Here is a 19,752-nt window from a genome sequence, read left to right as displayed (position 1 = left end):
GAGGAAGAAGGAGCGGAACGGGCCGCAGCCGTCGATGCGCGCCGCCTCCTCCAGCTCCCTCACGTGAAACATCGCCCACTGCGTCGACTACTAGCCGATGAAGTCCTCAAGGTCACGCACGATCGCGGCCTTCGGCTTGGCACCGACGATGGTCTTGGCGACCTCGCCGCCCTGGTAGACGTTCAGGGTCGGGATGGACATCACGCCGTACTTGGCGGCGATACCCGGGTTCTCGTCGATGTTGAGCTTGACGACCTCGATCTTGTCGCCGTACTCGGCGGCGATCGCCTCAAGGGACGGCGCGATCTGACGGCACGGTCCGCACCAAGCGGCCCAGAAGTCCACCAGGACGGGCTTGTCGTTCTTGAGGACGTCCTCGTCGAAGGAGTCGTCGGTCACGTTCTTCAGGGTGCCGGCCACAGGGGGCTCCTTAATTCGATACTGCGGTGGGGCGGATGGGGGTCAGACAGAGGTCTTCTCGGGCTCGGCCTGCTCCTCGTTGTCCGCCAGAGCGGCGAGGAAGCGCTCGGCGTCCAGAGCCGAGGAGCAGCCGGTGCCAGAGGCGGTGATCGCCTGGCGGTAGGTGTGGTCGACCACGTCGCCGGCGCCGAAGACACCGCTCAGGCTGGTCCGGGTCGAGGGAGCCTCGACCTTCAGGTAGCCCTCTTCGTCGAGGTCCAGCTGGCCCTTGAAGAGTTCGGTGCGCGGGTCGTGGCCGATCGCGATGAACAGGCCCGTCACGGCCAGGTCGGACAGTTCGCCGGTCTTCAGGTTCCGCAGTTTCAGGCCGGAGAGCTTCGGGTCGCCCTGGATCTCGGCGACCTCGCTGTCCCAGACGAAGCGGATCTTCGGGTCGGCGAAAGCGCGTTCCTGCATCGCCTTGGAGGCGCGCAGGGTGTCCCGGCGGTGGACGATCGTCACCGACTTGGCGAAGCGGGAGAGGAAGGTCGCCTCCTCCATCGCGGTGTCGCCGCCGCCGATCACGGCGATGTCCTGGTCCTTGAAGAAGAAGCCGTCACACGTCGCGCACCAGGAGACACCGCGGCCGGACAGGGCGTCCTCGTTCGGCAGACCGAGCTTGCGGTGCTGCGAGCCGGTCGCGATGATGACGGCCTTCGCGCGGTGCACGGTGCCCGCGGTGTCCGTGACGGTCTTGATGTCACCCGTGAGGTCGACGGAGACGATGTCGTCCGCGACGAGTTCGGCGCCGAAGCGCTCGGACTGGGCCCGCATGTTGTCCATGAGGTCGGGGCCCATGATGCCGTCCTGGAAGCCGGGGAAGTTCTCGACCTCGGTGGTGTTCATGAGCGCACCACCGGCGGTGACGGCGCCCTCGAAGACCAACGGCTTCAGCGACGCGCGTGCGGTATAGAGCGCAGCCGTGTAGCCGGCAGGCCCTGAGCCGATGATGATCACGTTACGGACGTCGCTCACGGCGTGTTTCCTCGTTTCTGGACGGCTTCGTCGACCGGTGGGAGCCTCTCTCAGAACTCTCACCCCACCCAACGGATCCTACGGGGCCCGCATTCCCGCTGTGTCCGGGCACACAGGGGTGCCGCGGTACGGGATACAGGGGGAGGGCTGGGTCGAAGTGTCCGCGCTCAGCGAAGCGCGTAGGACTGCGTCAGCAGAACCTTTCCAGGAACCGACGGCCGCTTCACACAGGCCGAGTCGACGACGTAAGCCGTGACGCGGGTGGTGTCCTTCGCTGCGGGCAGCACCACGAGATATGCGTTCGTGCCGTCGTAGGAGCCCAGCTTGACGCCAAGGATGCGTGTGTCGCCGCGGCCGATGCCGTTGGAGACGCAGGGAGGGACCGATGGAACGATCTTGACCCTGGGGTTGTTCGTGTCCATCCCCGTGATTTCGCGGTCTTCCTTGCCGTCCTGGTCCTTGAGGATCTGAGCGACCTGGGTCTCGACTTTCTTCCCGGAGAACGTGCTCGCAGCCTCGGGTCGCTTGGCGTCATCGCCCAGCGACGACACCAGCAGGGAGCCGAGCCCCAGGGCGGCCGCGGTGAAGACGGTGCTCAGGACAATGGTCCGGCGCCGACCGCGTCGCGCTCGGTCCTTCCGCCCCGGCCCGGTGGCCGCGTGAGCGTGACCCGAGGGACGGTCTGCGAGCCGGTCGGCGGGAGCCGATGTTTCACGTGAAACATCGGCCTCGGCTGCGAGGGCGGCGTCGATGCGGTCGGCGATGTCGTCGGGCATGCGCACAGGGCCCGGCAGGGTGCCGAGGAGGCCGCGGATCTCCTCCAGGGAGGTGTACACGTCGGTGCAGAGGACACACTCGTCCAGATGCCGTTCCACGTCCGCGGTCCGGGACGGTGTGAGCAGGCCTTCGGTGAGGTCGGAGATCTCCGTGACGTCCGGGTGCCCGGCCGTGTCGGTCGTGGATGTCACGCTCGCCCACCTCCGCCCTTCACAGCAGCTGAATCGCTTGGCCCTGCATCCGTTGGTCCCGCTGCGGGTGGGACGGATGTCCCCGACGCCCGGTTCCGTCCATCCCCCGATTCCTTGTCGCCACCGGCGTTTTCCGGCCGGAGGTGGGTGAGCAGCGGCAGGAGTCTGGCTCTGCCCCGGGCGCAGCGGCTCTTCACCGTCCCGGTGGGCACGTCGAGGACGCGTGCGGCCTCCGCGACCGGGTAGCCCTGCATGTCCACCAGGACGAGCGCGGCGCGCTGGTCGGGCGGGAGGGTACCGAGGGCTTCGATGAGCTGGCGGTGCAGATCGTTGCGTTCGGCCGGGGCCGACGCCGACTCGTGCGGTTCGAGCAGTTGCTCCAGCCGTTCGGTGTCGTCGACCGGTGAGGTCTTGCGGGAGGCGGCCTTGCGGGCGCGGTCCAGGCAGGCGTTGACCGTGATGCGGTGCAGCCACGTCGTGACGGCCGACTGGCCGCGGAAGGTGTGGGCGGCCCGGTAGGCGGAGACGAGGGCGTCCTGGACGGCGTCAGCGGCCTCCTCGCGGTCCCCCAGCGTCCGCAGGGCCACCGCCCAGAGCCGGTCACGGTGCCGACGCACGATCTCACCGAAGGCGTCGGGGTCACCGTCGACATGGCGGGCGAGGAGGTCCTGATCGCTCGCCCCGTCGTACCCGTCACCTTCTGCCATCGGACCCCCTCCCTCTCAGCCTCAGCTGGTGACCTTGATGTCCGCCACCCGGCCGCGGTAGGTGCCCTCATTCGTCAGCGGGAGCTTGGTCAGCCAGATCAGAAGGTAGCGGGACTTGACGGCCTTGTCCGGCGAGAGCGCGACACTCGTGCCGGAACCCTCCGCGACCTTGCTGTAGGCGTCGAAGGAGGTGGGCTCCGAACCGGAGTCGCTGGAGGCGGCGCGCAGTTCGACGGACGTGTCGCCCACGAAGGAGACGGTGACCTTCCCGACGTCCTGGACCTTGCCGAGGTCGAGGATTATCCCGAGGCCCGGCTTGAGGTTTCCGAAGTCGGCGCCTTTGTAGAAGTTCGTCTCCCAGTACGTGCTGGGACTGCTGTCGTACGCCTTGTCCAGGTCCGACGGCCTCTCGGAGCCATCGCCGAACGGGTCGAAGTCCCGGGCACCGGCGATGGCGATCGGCGCGCTGGTGACCTTGTCCTTGTCACTGCTCTTGTCGCCGTCGTCCGTCGTCTGGGTCTGGTTCGTCTCGTCCGACTTGCCGCCCTGGTCCATGAGCGCGTCCGCCAGCTGCCAGCTCCCCAGGCCCAGCGCGGCGATCAGCAGCGCGGACACGGCCCACTTGAGTGCCTTGCCCGTCCGGCTCTGCAGCGGGGGAGGCGGGGTGGGCAGGGGCTGCGTGAGGCCCGGGCGGGGTGCCTGGCGGCCGTACGAGCCCTGTTGGTACGTGGTGCGCTGATACTCGGGCGGGGCCGTGAACACCGGCTCCGGCGGGCGGATTCGGGGCATCTCGCCGATCGCCTTGACCAGTTCCTCGGGCGTCGTGCACGCGGACTCGTGCCGCGAGGCGGTGGCGCCGTCGTTGGCGAGCGCGCGCATCGCGAGTTCCGAGAGGCCGCGGTGGACTCCGGCCCGCACCTGGTCGGGTGCGATGAGGCCGACGCCCTTGGGCAGCCCCGACAGGCCGTACGCGTCGCTCTCGTAGGGCCAGCGCTGGGTGAGGGCGGCGTACAGCAGGGCGCCGATCGCCTCCGTGTCCGTGCGCTGCGGGGTGTCGGAAGTGATGCCGCGCAGCGCGGCGTTGACCGCGAGGCCGCGCACACGCCACTGGCCGGACGAACTCCGCAGGATGGTGCCCGGGGTCAGGCGCAGATGCGCGAGGCCCTCACGGTGGGCGGCAGCCATCGCGGAAGCGATCTGGCTGACCATCTGGTAGGCGTCGTGCGCCTCCAGCGGGCCGGCGGCCAGGAGCGCGGTCAGCTCCGTGGCGTCGGGCAGCCACTCGTGGACGACGTACACCAGGTCGTTCTCCTCGACGGCGTCGAGGACCTGCACGAAGCGGGGGTCGCCGAGCAGCGCCGAGGAGCGGGCCGCGGCCAGCACGGAACGCGCCCGTGAGTGGTCCGCGGGCAGGATGTGCACGCCGACGGCGCGACGAAGTTTCTCGTCGACCGCACGCCAGCTGCTGAATCCGTCCAGACGGGTGACGCACTCCTCCAGGCGGTAGCGCCTGGCGAGTTTGTGGCCGCTGTGCAGTTCGGGCGGTGAGGCCTTTTCGGGACTCTCGGTCCCGCCGCTCCCCTGTGCCTCGTCGTTCTCCGTGTCCCGCTCCCGGTTCTGGGCCACGCCGTCGGCCGTGGACTCGTCCGCCTGCGCGGTCAGCGGCTCGTCGCCGCTGTTGTCTGCCACGTCGACAGCAGCCGTGCTCCGTTCCGCCACCGTCGCTCCTGCCTCCCCATCCAATGCGAGCTTTCCGACGCCAAACCCAATTGTGCCCACAGTCCGCCGCTCTGCACGACACGCGGTGGCAGACGATGGTTGTGCTTGCCCTCGACTTACCGTCCCAGTCGCCCGCGCACCATACCCACCAACGAGTTGAGTTCTTCAATGCGCATGCGGCGGGCGGCCACGTAGAAGACGACGAGCAGGACGGCACCGCCGCCGAGCAGGGAGGCGAACGAGCCGCCGACGCCCTGGCCGAGAGTGTGGCCGATGCCGTAGCAGGCCGCGCCGCTGAGCAGTGCGGCCGGTACCGAGGCGATGCCCAGCCGGGCGTACGTCCGCAGGACGCGGGTGCCGTCGAGGTCGCCGCCGAGCCGCTTGCGCAGCCGGTTCCAGGCGACGCCGACACCGATCGCGTACGCGAGGCCGTACGAGGCCGCCATGCCGACCACCGCCCAGCGGGACGGGAGGACGAAAAAGCAGAGGGCGGAGGCCGTCGCGTTGACGGCGGCCACGATCACCGTGTTGTAGAAGGGTGTGCGGGTGTCCTCGTACGCGTAGAAGGCGCGCAGGACGACGTACTGCACGGAGTAGGGGATCAGGCCGAGGGCGAAGGCCATCAGCATGAAGCCCATGTTGGTGGCCTCGGTGGTGCCCGAGGAGCCGAAGATCAGGGTGCACATCGGGATGCCGAGGGCGACGAAGCCGAAGGCGATGGGCACGATCGCGACGGCGGTGGTGCGCAGGCCCTGGGAGATGTCGTCGCGGACCGCGCCGGCGTCGCCCTCGTGGGCCGAGCGGGCCAGCCGTGGCAGCAGGGCCGCCATCAGGGAGACCGTGATGATGGCCTGGGGCAGACCCCAGACGAGCTGGGCGTTGGCGTAGGCGGCGAAGCCGGTGCCCTGGATCTTCGGGTTCTCGCCCGCGGCGGCGGTGGCCAGCTGGGTGACGACGAGGGCGCCCGCCTGGTTGGCGAGGACGAAGAGGATCGTCCACTTGGCGAGCATCGCGGCCTTGCCGAGGCCGTGGCCCTTCCAGTCGAAGCGCAGCCGCATCCGGAAGCCGGTCTCGCGCAGGTACGGGATCATCGCCAGGGCCTGTACGACGAGGCCGAGCAGTACGCCGATGCCGAGGAGCCGCTGGCCCTCCGGTGGGATGGTGGTGACGCCCATGCCGGAGTCCGCGGCGCTGCCGTAGACCCAGATGAACATGCCGAGGGTCACGATGATGACGACGTTGTTCAGGACCGGCGTCCACATCATCGCGCCGAACTTGCCGCGTGCGTTGAGGATCTGGCCCATCACGACGTGGATGCCCATGAAGAAGATCGTGGGCAGGAAGTAGCGGGTGAAGGTGACGGCGACCTCGTTGGCGGCCGGGTCGTCGGCGATCTTCACCGAGAGGGCGCGCACCAGCAGGGGGGCCGCGAAGACCGCGAGTGCGGTGAGCGTGCCGAGGGCCACCATGACGAGGGTGAGCAGGCGGTTGGCGTATGCCTCGCCGCCGTCGTCGTCCTCCTTCATGGCGCGCACGAGCTGCGGCACGAAGACGGAGTTGAGGCCGCCGCCCACGGTCAGGATGTAGATCATGGTGGGCAGTTGGTAGGCGACCTGGAAGGAGTCGCCCAGCATGCCGAGGCCGAGGGCCGACACGATCAGCGCGGAGCGGATGAAGCCGGTGAGGCGGGAGACCATCGTGCCCGCCGCCATGACGGCGCTCGACTTCAGCAGCCCCGCGGCACGACCGCTCTTCTTCGGGGCTGCCGGCGCGGCGGCGGGGGCTGCTTTGGGGGTGAGCTGCATCGTGGCGTCGGACGCCGGGCTCTGCGCCTGCGGCGCGGGGCCGTGGCCCGGGACGGGCGAGGGGGACGGGCCAGGCACCGCCGGAGGCTCCGTGGGCTGCTGTCCGCCGCCCTGCTGCTGGTCGCGGAAGAGATGAGCGAAAGCGTCCGGCTCGTGCCGCTCCTCCCCGGCCTGGGTGACCAGCGCGTCGACGCCCACGTACTGGGTGGTGCGGGGGTCGTCGCCGTACGGCAGGTACTGCGTGGCTCCGTCCGGCTCGGGAGCCGGGGGCTGGGCCCAGACCTGGGGGTCGGGGGCGTACGGCGACTGGGCGGGCTGTCCGTAGAGCGGGGGCTGCGGCTGGTACGTCCCGGGGGGCGGCGGAGGGTGCGCGGCGCGGTCGTAGAGCGCCTCGGCCACCGGGTCCTGGGCGGAGAGGTCCTGTGCCCGGTACGGATCCTGGGTGTAGGCGTCCTGGAGGTACATGTCCGCGGGGGGCTGCGCCGGCACCTGGCCGTGCTCGGGCGGCGGGCCCTCGGGGTAGCCCGGGTCGCCCGCGCCCTGACCGCGGTCACCGTCGTACGGCGCGTTCATGGTTACCCCACCTCATCGTTCACCGGGCCCACCGGCCACGACATCGCTCAACGGTCCACTCTCTCACCCGTCCCGGACGGGTCTGCGCTTTCCGGTGCGGTGTCCGGCGTCGGGTCACTCGGCTGCTCCGGGGCGTCTGCCCGCAACACTGTGTCCGACTCCCCCTGAGGACGGTTCTCGGGGCTGCCGTGGTTCTCGTCGTTCCTGTCGGCGCCGTCGGTCTCGTCCGTGGCCTCGTCCTCGGGTCCGTCGCCGGACTCCTCGGTCCGGGCGGCGGCGCGCTTGCGCTGGGTGTACATGCGCAGGCCGGCGAGTACGAGCAGCAGGAAGCCGCCGCCGATGACCAGCATCACCATGGCCGTGAACTCGGTGACCTTCACGTCGAAGGTGACAGCGGGTCCGTACTTCTGGCCGTCCTTCGTGTACAGCTGGGCGATCACCGTGACCGGGCCGTTGGCGTTGGACGACGTGGTGAACTTCACCGACTGGCTGTGCCCGCCGGAGACCTCGACGGGCTGCTCCTGGTAGTCCTCGTCAGCGATCTTGAGCCGGGTCGGGTTCGTCGACGTGACCCGCAGCACGAGGTTGTCGACGGGCTGGACGAGGTTGTTCTGGACGGTCACCGGGATCGTGGCGCTGCCGCCGGAGAGCTTGGTCTCGGACTTCTCGATCAGCTTGACCTGGTCGGTCAGCTCGTCGAGGTACGACTTGACGCCTCCACGGAAGCTGTCCGCCGCGCCGGACCGGCCGCGCCAGGAGGTGGCCATCTCCCGGTTGATGGCCCGCCCGAAGGGGGTCTCCACGCGGGTCCGGTCGGTGAGGATGATCTTGAAGTTGTCGAGCTTGTCCTGCGTGGTCGCGATCTGCGCGAAGGCCGACTGCGGCAGCTGGTGCCTGCGCAGGGTGGCGGGGTACGAGGACGCCGAGGGCACCTTGGTGGTGGCGCCCGGGTCCGGCTTGGTGTCGGCGGTCGCGGTGAGTTCCTGCGACTGGGACCAGTTCGCGTTCTGGAGGGCGGTGACCGCCTCCGCCATCGTCTGGGCCTGGCTCGTGGACGGCATGCGCTGCGGGGCGACGACGACGGTGCGCTGCTTGTTGGTCTGGAGGGTGGTCGTCAGGCTCTGGGCGAGGAACTTCTGCACCGCGAGCGTGGAGCCGTCGGCGTTCGTCATGTCGCCCTGGAAGGCCGTGGACAGCCGAGTGTCCGCGACGACCGCCGTGGTGCCGCCGCCGATGGGGCGGGCGGCGGAGGGCGTGTACGGCAGGTCGCCGGTCTCCTTCAAGCTGTCGCTGCGCGCGATCACCTTGTCGGCGCCCGCCGAGGTGGCGATCTTGACGATCGACGGGTCGACGGCACCGTTCACCGGCCAGGCGAAGTCGGTGCTCGGAGTGACGTGGAGGATCGTCTCCACCGTGCTGGCGGCGACATCCGTAGCGCTCTTGAGGTGGCTCAGGGTGCCGGTGACGTTCTTGCCGTTGTGCGCGATGGAGGCGAGGTCGGGGTCCGCGAAGGGAAGGGCGACGACCTCCTTGCCCGCGACCGCGTCCTGGAGCTCGGCGAGCCACTGCTTGGCGACGGTCTGACCGGTGCCGGGTGTGGTGCCGTCGGCGCCCTGGACGCCGTAGGTGCCGATCATCGCGTCGACGGAGGCCAGCAGGTCGGGGTCGATCACCCAGGTGACGTCGAGGTCCTTGCCCAGGGTGAGCAGCTGGTCCAGGCGGCCGCCCGGGGAGATCTCCGTGGCGAGGTCGTCGTTGAGGAAGACGGGCGTCTGCTGCTCGCCCGGGCCGGTCTCCGCCGTCATGTGGACCGTGGAGATCAGCGGCCACAGAACCGTCGTCCGCGTCCTGGTGTCCGCCTCCTCGGGCTGCCACGGCAGGAACGTCCGCTGGATTCCGAGCACCTGCTCGTACGGTTCCGCGGCGGTCTCGCCGGACAGGGAGACGCCGAACTGGTAGACGCCGTCCTGGCCGAGGTCCAGCTTGTCGACCGGTACGGAGATGGTGAACGGCTGGGCGACGCCCGGAGTGAGCTTCGAGAACTTCTCGACGTACTTGCCGCCGATCTCCGTCCCGTCGGCTCCCGGTACGTAGTCGGTGCGTGCGGCGACGTCGTCGATCCCCGAGCGGGTGGTGAGCAGCTGCCCCACCCGCAGGTCCACGTGGGCGTCGGTGACGGTCCGCTTGCCCTTGTTGGTCACCGTGCCGGACACGGTCAGCGTGTCGCCGTCCGTGGGGGCGCTGGGGGTGAGCGTGTCGACGGAGACGACCACCGGGTCCGACCCGGCGGCGTACGCGGGCTGTCCGGCGGGGAGCTGGAGGAGACCGGCCAGCAGGGGCGCTCCCGTGAGCAGCACTCCGGCCCGCCGGAACCACCGGCGTGCGGGAGAGGTAGTCAGCCTCGGGAAGTCTGCCGCCTCGGCCACGCGTTCGCCCGTCCCTAGTCGTCAGTGGTCGTCGGAATGTGCGTCCACGCATGGTAACGATGCGCGCTGAGGGGAAGTGCCGCGGACTGCTCCACAAGATCGTGGAACACCGTCCGGCTGTCCTCTATGTGCCTGTATTGATGGAGGAGTCCCCGGTGGCGGGCGTGGACGTTTTATGGAGGCGCGGGCCGTGGCCCGGGCCACGTACCCTTTTCTGTTGTGCCGAACGCCAACGAAGACAATTCCAGTGCCCTGAGCCAGGTGCAGCACCGCGCGGTGAGTGAGCTGCTGCGGGTGGCCCCGGTCGCCGACGACCTTGCCCGCCGTTTCCAGGAGGCCGGGTTCTCGCTCGCCCTGGTCGGCGGCTCCGTCCGGGACGCGCTGCTGGGCCGGCTCGGCAACGACCTGGACTTCACGACCGATGCCCGCCCCGAGGACGTACTGAAGATCGTGCGGCCGTGGGCGGACTCGGTGTGGGACGTCGGGATCGCCTTCGGGACCGTCGGCGCGCAGAAGGATGCCCGCGTCGGAGACGCTGATCGAAACTTCCAGATCGAGGTGACCACTTACCGGTCGGAGGCGTACGACCGGACCTCACGCAAGCCCGAGGTGTCGTACGGCGACTCCATCGAGGAGGACCTCGTCCGGCGTGACTTCACGGTGAACGCGATGGCTGTGGCGCTGCCGGAGAAGGAGTTCATCGATCCGCACGGTGGACGCGAGGACCTGGCACGGCGCGTGCTGCGTACCCCGGGCACGCCCGAGGCGTCCTTCTCCGACGACCCGCTGCGGATGATGCGGGCCGCGCGGTTCGCCGCACAGCTCGACTTCGAGGTGGCCCCCGAGGTCATCACCGCCATGACCGAGATGGCCGGGCGCATCGAGATCGTCTCGGCCGAGCGGGTACGGGACGAACTGAACAAGCTGGTCCTGTCCGCGCACCCCCGCAAGGGCCTGGCGCTGCTGGTGGACACCGGCCTCGCCGACCACGTACTGCCCGAGCTGCCGGCCCTGCGCCTGGAGCGCGACGAGCACCACCGGCACAAGGACGTCTACGAGCACACACTGATCGTCCTGGAGCAGGCGATCGAGCTGGAGCAGGACGGCCCCGACCTCGTCCTCCGGCTTGCCGCGCTGCTGCACGACATCGGCAAGCCGCGCACGCGCCGCTTCGAGGAGGACGGGCGGGTCTCGTTCCATCACCACGAGGTGGTCGGGGCGAAGATGACCAAGAAGCGGATGACGGCGCTGAAGTACTCCAACGAGCTGGTGAAGGACGTCTCACGTCTGGTTGAACTCCACCTGCGCTTCCACGGGTACGGCACCGGAGAGTGGACGGACTCGGCGGTCCGCCGTTACGTCCGGGACGCGGGCCCCTTGCTCGACCGCCTCCACAAGCTGACCCGCTCGGACTGCACCACGCGGAACAAGCGCAGGGCCACGGCGCTCTCGCGTGCGTACGACGGTCTGGAGGAGCGCATCGCCCAGCTCCAGGAGCAGGAGGAGCTGGACGCGATCCGTCCCGACCTCGACGGCAACCAGATCATGCAGATCCTGGGCGTCGGGCCCGGACCGGCGATCGGGCAGGCGTACAAGTTCCTGCTCGAACTGCGGCTGGAGAACGGGCCGATGGAGCAGGAGGCGGCGGTGGCGGCGCTGAAGGAGTGGTGGGCCGAGCAGGGCTGAGGCCGTGAAACGGCGGTGATGTTTCACGTGAAACATCACCGCCGGAACGCGCAGAGGGCGATGTTTCACGTGAAACATCACCCTCTGCGCGTGTGGGCTGCGTCAGCCCGGACTGCTCAGACTTCCTTGAGGCAGAGCACGACGTCGTGGCTGCTGCCCTGCTGGTAGTAGGAGATCGTCGCCTCGGTGACGGCCTCGCACTTGTTGGCGTCGCTGGTGTTGTCGAACTTCTGGACAACCTTGTACTGGGCGTCGCTGGAGGTGCAGTCGACCTCGTTGAGGTCCGGGTTCGTGTCCGTACCGTCGTTGTGCATGCAGGAGCCGACGGACGTCGTCTCCGCGTCGCTCTGGCTGAAGTACCACTTGCCGCCGGCGATGGCTATCGCGACGACGATGAACACGCCTATGCGCAGCAGCTTCTTGCTGAAGCGCTTGGCCGGCGCGGGCGGCGGGACCGGAACTCCCTGGAACGGGGCACCCTGGTGCGGCGGGTACGGCTGCTGAGGCGCCGTCGGCTCGACAGGGACAGGGGCGTTCGGGTTCTGGTCCTGCGGCGGAGTGGTCACTCGGGGGTCCCCCTTGGCTATGGGTGTGCTTGGTGCGAAGTAAGACGCACGTAAGCTACCGGGACCCACTGACAACTCTGTAGCTCAGAGAGTCTCTGTGGCCTTCATGTGACACTTACCGGCGTTCAAAGCGGGCCATAGCCCCAGCAATTGCCCCGTAGATAACGGCGATTGTGACCAACAGGGACACCGAGCGGCCGTCGGAGGGCAGCATCAGGGCCGCCACTCCGGCCGCGCCGACGAAGGCGACGTTGAACAGGACGTCGTAGAGGGAGAAGATCCGGCCGCGGAAGCCGTCGTCGACCGAGGACTGGACGATCGTGTCCGTGGCGATCTTCGAGCCCTGGGTGACGAGGCCCAGAACGAACGCCGCGATCAGCATGGGCACTTCGGCGAACGCCAGGCCGAGCGCGGGCAGGAGGACCGCCGCCGCTCCCGCGCACACCATGATCCAGCCGACGGGACCGAGCCGTCCGGCCGCAGCCGGGGTCATCACGGCCGCGACGAAGAAGCCCGCCCCGGAGATCCCCACGGCGAGGCCCAGCAGGGCCAGCCCGTCGTCGGAGCCGTCCGACCAGGCGTACCGGCAGAGCATCAGCACCATGACCGTCAGGGCGCCGTAGCAGAACCGCATCAGCGTCATCGCGGCCAGCGACCAGGCCGCCTCTCTGCGCCCCGGTTCGGCAAGGTGCCGTACGCCTGCCGCCAGGCCGCGCGCGGTGCCGGTGAGCGCGGCCGCCAGCCGGGGCTGCACCAACTCGGGGTCGGGTCCCAGCAGTTCCCGGCCGAGGCGGAGGGAGGCGAGCGACGAACAGAGGTACAGGGCCGCGCCCAGGAGGACCACCGCGGCGTCGGAGTCGGAGGCCGCCAGCCGGACGACGAAGGCGAGTCCGCCGCCCGCCGTGGCTGCGAGCGTGCCGGCCGTCGGGGAGAGCGAGTTGGCGATCACCAGACGGTCGTCGTCGACCACGCGCGGCAGGGACGCCGAGAGTCCGGCCAGCACGAAGCGGTTGACGGCGGTGACGCAGAGGGCGGAGACGTAGAAGAGCCAGTCGGGGACATGGCTCAGCATCAGGACGGCGGTCACGCATGCCAGCAGGGCGCGCAGCAGATTGCCGTACAGGAAGACCTGGCGGCGTCGCCAGCGGTCCAGCAGGACGCCCGCGAAGGGGCCGACCAGGGAGTACGGCAGCAGCAGGACCGCCATCGCGGAGGCGATCGCCGCCGCCGAGGTCTGCTTCTCCGGCGAGAAGACGACGTACGTGGCGAGTGCGACCTGATAGACGCCGTCGGCGCCCTGCGAGAGCAGTCGTACGGCGAGCAGGCGCCGGAAGTTCCTCAGACGCAGGAGTACGCGCAGGTCACGTACGACAGCCATGGGGCACAGCCTCACATACGAGGAGGGTCCCCGGGCGGATGACCCGGGGACCCTCGACGGGCAGGAGCGACAAGCCTGTAGGAGCTCGACCGGCGCTGGACTCCTCTCAGCGCACGACCTCAGCGCTCGACTTCGCCCTTGATGAACTTCTCGACGTTGTCCCGTGCCTCGTCGTCGAAGTACTGGACCGGCGGGGACTTCATGAAGTAGCTCGACGCGGAGAGGATCGGGCCGCCGATACCGCGGTCCTTGGCGATCTTCGCGGCGCGCACGGCGTCGATGATGACGCCGGCGGAGTTCGGGGAGTCCCAGACCTCCAGCTTGTACTCCAGGTTCAGCGGGACGTCACCGAACGCGCGGCCCTCCAGCCGGACGTACGCCCACTTGCGGTCGTCGAGCCAGGCCACGTAGTCGGACGGGCCGATGTGGACGTTGTCGGCGCCCAGCTCGCGGTCGCGGATCTGGGAGGTGACGGCCTGCGTCTTGGAGATCTTCTTGGACTCCAGGCGCTCACGTTCGAGCATGTTCTTGAAGTCCATGTTGCCGCCGACGTTCAGCTGCATCGTGCGGTCCAGGACCACACCCCGGTCCTCGAACAGCTTCGCCATCACGCGGTGCGTGATCGTGGCGCCGACCTGCGACTTGATGTCGTCGCCGACGATCGGGACGCCCGCCTCGGTGAACTTGTCCGCCCACTCCTTCGTACCGGCGATGAAGACCGGGAGGGCGTTCACGAAGGCGACCTTGGCGTCGATGGCGCACTGGGCGTAGAACTTCGCCGCCGCCTCGGAACCGACGGGCAGGTAGCAGACGAGAACGTCGACCTGCTTCTTCTTGAGGATCTTGACGACGTCGACCGGTTCGGCCTCGGACTCCTCGATGGTCTCGCGGTAGTACTTGCCGAGACCGTCGAGGGTGTGGCCACGCCGGACCTTCACACCGGTGTTCGGTACGTCGCAGATCTTGATGGTGTTGTTCTCGGAGGCGCCGATGGCGTCCGCCAGGTCGAGGCCGACCTTCTTGGCGTCCACGTCGAACGCGGCGACGAACTCGATGTCCTTGACGTGATAGTCCCCGAACTGCACATGCATGAGGCCCGGGACCCTGGACGCCGGATCGGCGTCCTTGTAGTACTCGACTCCCTGTACCAGCGACGCGGCGCAGTTGCCCACGCCGACGACGGCTACGCGAACCGAACCCATTCCGGTTGCTCCCTGTGTGTACGAGTGAGGCCCTGGCAGGGGCCTCACGTGGCGGTGTCGTCGGACGGACCGGTCCGGGAGTCGTCCTCCCGGGACCGGGGCAGGCCGCCCGGCGCTCCAGATGTGGTGTCCTGCGAGTCGGGTTCCCCGGAAGCGGCACCCTTGAGGTCCCGTCCCGCCCGCTCGCTCTCGATCAGCTCGTTCAGCCAGCGCACTTCGCGCTCCACGGACTCCATCCCGTGGCGCTGGAGCTCGAGGGTGTAGTCGTCGAGGCGCTCCCGCGTACGCGCCAGAGAGGCGCGCATCTTCTCCAGACGCTCCTCCAGCCGGCTGCGACGGCCCTCGAGCACGCGCATGCGTACATCGCGGGACGTCTGCCCGAAGAAGGCGAAACGAGCGGCGAAGTGCTCGTCCTCGTACGCGTCCGGGCCCGTCTGCGAGAGCAGCTCCTCGAAGTGCTCCTTACCTTCCGCCGTCAACCGATAGACGATCTTGGCGCGGCGCCCTGTGAGGGGGGCGGCGAGCGCGTCCTCCGACGCGCCTCCGGACTCCTCGATCAACCAGCCGCTCGCGACGAGCGTCTTGAGGCAGGGATACAGCGTGCCGTAGCTGAAGGCGCGGAACACACCCAGTGATGTATTGAGTCGTTTCCGCAGCTCATAGCCGTGCATCGGTGACTCGCGGAGCAGGCCGAGGACGGCGAACTCGAGGATCCCGGAACGCCGGCTCATCGTCGCCTCCCTTCTCCCACGGTCCGACCGTGACGTCTCCGGCACTGTTTATGCCGAGCTGATGTATCGACTCGATACATCTAGACGATAGATCGGCCCTGTGGATGCGACAAGAGGGGAGGTGGTGAACGGGATCACATCACCGATTCGTAGGAAGCAAGTTGCCTGATTTGGGGTGAACTTCGGCGCTAGGCGGGTTTTGACGGTGCGTAGTCTGTGCGGCATGCAGTCCACCGGGAACCGAGTGACGTTTGGGGACGTCGTCGTGCTTGGTGCGGTACGGGTGAATGCGAACACGGCCGCATCCGTACTTGGGGGGGACCGGAAACCAGCCGCCGTTTCCAGGCGCGCGCGGGTGCGCCTGCCCAAGGAGTAATCGTTCGATGAGCGAGCACCGTCGCAAACCGCCGCAGCCGCAGGGAGGCGGACGTGCCGCGGCCCGACGCGGCCAGTCCGGTTCGTCCTCCGGCCGCCGTGCGGCACCGCGGGGCGCAACCGAGTCTCCTTCCGATTCCTATGGATCGGGTTCCTACGGGTTGGGTCCCTACGGAGCCGAAGGTGATGAGCGCCAGTCCGGAGGCCGCGCCGAGTCCCGGCGCGCCGCCCAGAGAAGTACTGGTGGACGTCGCAGAGGGGCCGAGGACGGCGGACGCCGCGGCGGTCCCAGCGGCCCGAACGGACCCGGGCGCGGCAGAGGCCGCGCGGCCGGTCCCCCTCCCAAGAAGCGTTTCATCGACTATCCGCGCGCGGGCAAGTACGGAGCGGCGCGCTGGATGCCGTCCTGGCGGCAGGTGACGGGGCTGTTCATCGGCTTCGTCGGCAGCCTGGTGGCGGTGGCCGGCATCGGTTACGCCCTGGTGGGCGTGCCGGATGTCGCCAAGGCCGCCAATGCCCAGAACAACGTCTACTACTGGGCCGACGGCAGCCAGATGGTCGCGACCGGTGGTGAGACGAACCGCCAGATCATCGGCTACGAGCAGATCCCCGCGTCGATGCGGTACGCCGTGATGTCGGCCGAGAACAAGACGTTCGAGACCGACAGCGGCGTCGACCCGACGGGTATCGCCCGGGCCCTGTTCAACATGGCCAAGGGCGGTCAGACACAGGGTGGTTCGACGATCACCCAGCAGTACGTGAAGAACGCCCGCCTGGACGACCAGTCGCAGACGCTCACACGCAAGTTCAAAGAGCTGTTCATCTCCATCAAGGTCGGCGCGAACGTCAAGAAGGAGGAGATCATGGCCGGTTACCTGAACACCGGCTACTTCGGTCGTGACTCCTACGGCCTTCAGGCGGCCGCGCGCGCGTACTTCAACAAGGACGCCAAGGACCTGACCCCCAGCGAGTGCGCCTTCCTGGCCGCGGTGCTCAAGGGCGCCACGTACTACGACCCGGCCGGCAACGTGGCCGTCGACCCCGTGAACGCCACCCCCGAGAAGAACCGCAAGCGGGTCGAGGAACGGTGGGAGTGGATCCTCAACGAGGAGGTCAAGGACGGGCGCATGACCGCGGTCGAGCGCGCCAAGATCACGACCTTCCCGAAGATCCAGAGCCCGCGTTCCAACACAGCGCTGGGCGGCCAGGTCGGCTACCTCGTCGACCTCGCCAAGGGCTACCTGATCAACAACACCGACAAGACCGGGATCACCGCCGACCAGCTGCAGCAGGGCGGCTACTCGATCTACACGACCTTCGACAAGAAGAAGGTCGCGGCGTTGGAGAAGGCGGTCACGAAGGTCCAGAAGGCGAACATCAAGCCCAAGGAGCGCCCGGACACCGACAAGTACGTCCAGTTCGGCGGCGCTTCCGTGGACCCGGCGACGGGCGCGATCAAGGCCATCTACGGCGGTGAGGACGCGACCAAGCACTTCACCAACAACGCCGACACGACGGGCGCCCAGGTGGGTTCGACCTTCAAGACGTACGTACTCGCCGCCGCGATGAAGTGGGGCGTACGGGATCCGGAGCTGGGGGCGACGCAGGCACAGGACGAGCGGACCCAGGTCTCCCCGGAGAGCATCTACAGCGGCAAGAACAAGCTCAAGATCGAGAACTACGACGGCACGATCTGGAAGGACAAGGACGACAAGGAGTGGCTGCAGCGCAACGACGGCGACGAGTCGTACAACGCGCCCAGCTTCCGGATCGACCTGCGTGAGGCGATGCGGGTCTCCTCGAACTCCGCCTACGTCCAGCTCGGTATGGATGTCGGCCTGGACAAGGTCCGGGAGTCCGCCACCGATGCGGGTCTCCTCGACAGCAGCCTGGCCAGCGCCGACTTCCCGTCGTTCTCGATCGGTACCTCGGACCCGAGTGCGATCCGCGTGGCCGGCAGTTACGCGACCTTCGCGGCGAGCGGCAAGCAGAACAACCCGTACTCGGTCGAGAAGGTGACCAGCAAGGACGGCACGGTCTTCGATCACAGGAAGATCGCCAAGGCCAAGCAGGCGTTCACCGCCCAGGTCGCCGACAACGTCACCGACGTCCTCAAGACCGTGGTTGACGACGGAACGGGTACGGCGGCCCAGCTGACCGGCCGTGAGGTGGCCGGCAAGACCGGTACCACCGACGGCAACAAGTCGGCCTGGTTCGTCGGCTACACCCCGCAGCTGTCCACCGCGATCAGCATGTTCCGGATGGACGACGACGAGACCAAGAAGAACCGCGAGTTCCTGGAGATGTACGGCACGGGTGGCCAGGAGAAGATCCACGGCGCCTCGTTCCCGGCCGAGATCTGGCACGACTACATGGAACAGGCGCTCAAGGGCGTACCGGTGAAGAACTTCCCGACCCCCGAGCCTTACGGCGAGGTCGTCGACGAGGACCCGCTGCCGAGCCCGACTCCCTCCATCACCGAGACCGAGGAAGCCACCCCGACACCGAGCCCGACGCCGACCGACGAGATCGAGATCTCTCCGTCGCCCACACCCAGCGAGACCTGCGGCACCTTCGACGTCAACTGCGACGACACCGGAGGGACCGAGACGGGCGGCACGGACGACGGCACCACCGACGGCGGAGTGACATCGAGTCCATCGGCCACGGAAAGCGAGGAAGAAAGTAACGGCAACGCAAACGGGAACGGCAGCGGAGGCATCTTCGGCTGACCGAGCGGTTGGCCGAAACAGCGTCCGGCGCGGGTGTTTCACGTGAAACACCGATCCGATTCACGTTGTTTCACGTGAAACATGGGGCCGTCGCACCGACCAGGTGCGGCGGCCCTCGGCGTACTCCTAGGTGCGTACGGCAGGATGAGGCCCATGCCCAGTGCAGAGACGACGCAAGCGAGCGTGCGCGAGCCGGACCCGGTACGGCCGACCAAGGACGACGAGATCGCCGTGGCCGGCAGTGAGCTGATCGGCGGCCCCATCGGCCGCCGCGCCCTGTTGGGGACGTCCTGGTGGACTCCGGTACGGGTGGTAGCGCTCGTGGCGATCGGTATGTTCGCCCTCGGCCTGGTCCAGAAGGCGCCCTGCTACAACGGCGGCTGGTTCTTCGGGGCCAGCACGCAGTACACACACGCCTGCTACTCCGACATCCCGCACCTCTACCAGGGCCGTGGATTCGCCGACGGACTCGTGCCGTACTTCGACAAGCTCTCCGGCGACATGGAGTACCTCGAATACCCGGTGCTGACCGGCGTGTTCATGGAGGTGGCCGCCTGGCTCACGCCCGGCAGCGGCACCATCCAGCACCAGGAGCAGTGGTACTGGTTCGTCAATGCCGGAATGCTGATGGTGTGCGCGGCGATCATCGCCGTCTGCGTGTCGCGTACCCACGCGCGGCGCCCCTGGGACGGTCTGCTGGTCGCCCTGGCGCCCGCCTTCGCGCTCACCGCCACGATCAACTGGGACCTGCTGGCGGTCGCTCTGACGGCCGCGGCGATGCTGATGTGGTCCCGCGGGCGGCCCCTCGCCTTCGGTGTCCTGCTGGGGCTCGCCACGGCCGCCAAGCTCTATCCCTTCCTGCTGCTGGGCCCGCTGTTCGTGCTGTGCTGGCGCGCGGGCAAGTGGCGGCCGTTCGGCAAGGCACTGGGGGGCGCCGTCGTCGCCTGGGTCGCCGTGAACCTGCCGGTGATGGTCTTCGCCTTCGAGGGCTGGTCGAAGTTCTACACGTTCAGCCAGGAACGGGGCGTCGACTTCGGTTCCTTCTGGCTGATCATCGCCCAGCGCTTCGACTATCCGTTCAGCACCGAAACCGTCAACACCTTCGCGACGCTGCTGATGCTGGCTTCGGCCGTGGGCATCGCGGCACTCACGCTGACCGCCCCGCGCCGTCCGCGCTTCGCCCAGCTGGCCTTCCTGATCGTCGCGGCCTTCATCCTCACCAACAAGGTCTACTCACCCCAGTACGTCCTGTGGCTGGTCCCCCTCGCCGTACTGGCCCGCCCGAAGTGGCGGGACTTCCTGATCTGGCAGGCGTGCGAGGGGCGCGGGGAACTGCGCGACCAGCCCCCACCGGGCGGCACACGCCCCACAACCCCCGCCTACCACTTACCAGGCGCGTAGTCCTTCAAGAACACCCCGTACAGATCCTCGCCCAACTCCCCCCGCACGA

14 protein-coding genes are annotated in these 19,752 nt (G+C 68.4%); 3 read left to right on the top strand and 11 right to left on the bottom strand.

Annotated elements, in window-relative coordinates; all coding sequences use genetic code 11:
- Positions 1-90: 90 nt before the first annotated feature.
- The 7 genes from trxA to ACWCRB_RS41970 all read right to left on the bottom strand — a co-directional run bounded on the left by trxA (position 91) and on the right by ACWCRB_RS41970 (position 9,632).
- On the bottom strand, positions 91-420 hold the full coding sequence (trxA, locus tag ACWCRB_RS42000; protein WP_006374396.1) for a thioredoxin: 330 nt from the start codon (positions 418-420) through the stop codon (positions 91-93).
- A gap of 42 nt (positions 421-462) precedes the next feature.
- Complete coding sequence (gene trxB / locus ACWCRB_RS41995) at positions 463-1,434, bottom strand: thioredoxin-disulfide reductase (protein WP_451001104.1); 972 nt, start codon at positions 1,432-1,434, stop codon at positions 463-465.
- A 167-nt stretch (positions 1,435-1,601) separates the two neighbouring features.
- On the bottom strand, positions 1,602-2,402 hold the full coding sequence (locus tag ACWCRB_RS41990; RefSeq protein WP_451001103.1) for an anti-sigma factor family protein: 801 nt from the start codon (positions 2,400-2,402) through the stop codon (positions 1,602-1,604).
- Positions 2,399-3,109 carry an RNA polymerase sigma factor SigM gene (sigM, locus tag ACWCRB_RS41985; protein WP_405536347.1) on the bottom strand — a complete coding sequence of 237 codons (711 nt, stop codon included), beginning with the start codon at positions 3,107-3,109 and terminating at the stop codon, positions 2,399-2,401. Before sigM ends, ACWCRB_RS41990 begins: the two co-directional genes overlap by 4 nt.
- Positions 3,110-3,130: 21 nt before the next feature.
- Entirely contained in the window at positions 3,131-4,828 is a 1,698-nt protein-coding gene (locus tag ACWCRB_RS41980; RefSeq protein ID WP_451001102.1) for a protein kinase family protein, read from the bottom strand.
- A 116-nt stretch (positions 4,829-4,944) separates the two neighbouring features.
- On the bottom strand, positions 4,945-7,206 hold the full coding sequence (gene murJ, locus ACWCRB_RS41975) for a murein biosynthesis integral membrane protein MurJ (RefSeq protein ID WP_451001101.1): 2,262 nt from the start codon (positions 7,204-7,206) through the stop codon (positions 4,945-4,947).
- Between the two features lie 47 nt (positions 7,207-7,253).
- Entirely contained in the window at positions 7,254-9,632 is a 2,379-nt protein-coding gene (locus ACWCRB_RS41970) for a DUF6049 family protein (protein WP_451001100.1), read from the bottom strand.
- Between the two features lie 219 nt (positions 9,633-9,851).
- On the opposite strand from ACWCRB_RS41970, the gene ACWCRB_RS41965 reads away from it, so the two are divergent.
- Positions 9,852-11,318 (top strand): CCA tRNA nucleotidyltransferase, encoded by a 1,467-nt coding sequence (locus ACWCRB_RS41965; protein WP_451001099.1) that lies wholly within the window; start codon positions 9,852-9,854, stop codon positions 11,316-11,318.
- Between the two features lie 116 nt (positions 11,319-11,434).
- Here ACWCRB_RS41965 and ACWCRB_RS41960 read toward each other — a convergent pair whose 3' ends face one another.
- The 4 genes from ACWCRB_RS41960 to ACWCRB_RS41945 form a co-directional block, all read right to left on the bottom strand.
- Positions 11,435-11,884 carry an LppU/SCO3897 family protein gene (locus tag ACWCRB_RS41960; protein ID WP_451001098.1) on the bottom strand — a complete coding sequence of 150 codons (450 nt, stop codon included), beginning with the start codon at positions 11,882-11,884 and terminating at the stop codon, positions 11,435-11,437.
- 115 nt (positions 11,885-11,999) lie between these two features.
- Positions 12,000-13,262, bottom strand: a complete 1,263-nt coding sequence (locus ACWCRB_RS41955) for an MFS transporter (protein ID WP_451001097.1) — start codon at positions 13,260-13,262, stop codon at positions 12,000-12,002.
- 119 nt (positions 13,263-13,381) lie between these two features.
- Positions 13,382-14,464: an inositol-3-phosphate synthase gene (locus ACWCRB_RS41950; RefSeq protein WP_105970254.1), complete on the bottom strand. Its 1,083-nt coding sequence runs from the start codon at positions 14,462-14,464 to the stop codon at positions 13,382-13,384.
- A 44-nt stretch (positions 14,465-14,508) separates the two neighbouring features.
- A complete protein-coding gene (locus tag ACWCRB_RS41945; RefSeq protein ID WP_451001096.1) occupies positions 14,509-15,195 on the bottom strand; it encodes a PadR family transcriptional regulator in 687 nt (228 codons plus the stop codon).
- Between the two features lie 383 nt (positions 15,196-15,578).
- Here ACWCRB_RS41945 and ACWCRB_RS41940 point away from each other — a divergent pair, with 383 nt between their 5' ends.
- Both ACWCRB_RS41940 and ACWCRB_RS41935 read left to right on the top strand, forming a co-directional pair.
- A complete protein-coding gene (locus ACWCRB_RS41940; protein WP_451001095.1) occupies positions 15,579-18,302 on the top strand; it encodes a transglycosylase domain-containing protein in 2,724 nt (907 codons plus the stop codon).
- Positions 18,303-18,455: 153 nt separating this feature from the next.
- Positions 18,456-19,703 (top strand): glycosyltransferase family 87 protein, encoded by a 1,248-nt coding sequence (locus ACWCRB_RS41935; protein ID WP_451001094.1) that lies wholly within the window; start codon positions 18,456-18,458, stop codon positions 19,701-19,703.
- The last annotated feature ends 49 nt before the right edge of the window (positions 19,704-19,752 follow it).

It is taken from the genome of Streptomyces sp. NPDC002156, assembly GCF_053593675.1.
This window is presented reverse-complemented; position numbering and strand designations above follow the sequence as displayed.

Coding starts and splice junctions, on each gene's coding strand:
- ACWCRB_RS41940 (WP_451001095.1), top strand. CDS start 15,579: ATGAGCGAGCACCGTCGCAAACCGCCGCAGCCGCAGGGAGGCGGACGT.
- sigM (WP_405536347.1), bottom strand. CDS start 3,109: ATGGCAGAAGGTGACGGGTACGACGGGGCGAGCGATCAGGACCTCCTC.
- ACWCRB_RS41935 (WP_451001094.1), top strand. CDS start 18,456: ATGCCCAGTGCAGAGACGACGCAAGCGAGCGTGCGCGAGCCGGACCCG.
- ACWCRB_RS41945 (WP_451001096.1), bottom strand. CDS start 15,195: ATGAGCCGGCGTTCCGGGATCCTCGAGTTCGCCGTCCTCGGCCTGCTC.
- ACWCRB_RS41950 (WP_105970254.1), bottom strand. CDS start 14,464: ATGGGTTCGGTTCGCGTAGCCGTCGTCGGCGTGGGCAACTGCGCCGCG.
- ACWCRB_RS41955 (WP_451001097.1), bottom strand. CDS start 13,262: ATGGCTGTCGTACGTGACCTGCGCGTACTCCTGCGTCTGAGGAACTTC.
- murJ (WP_451001101.1), bottom strand. CDS start 7,206: ATGAACGCGCCGTACGACGGTGACCGCGGTCAGGGCGCGGGCGACCCG.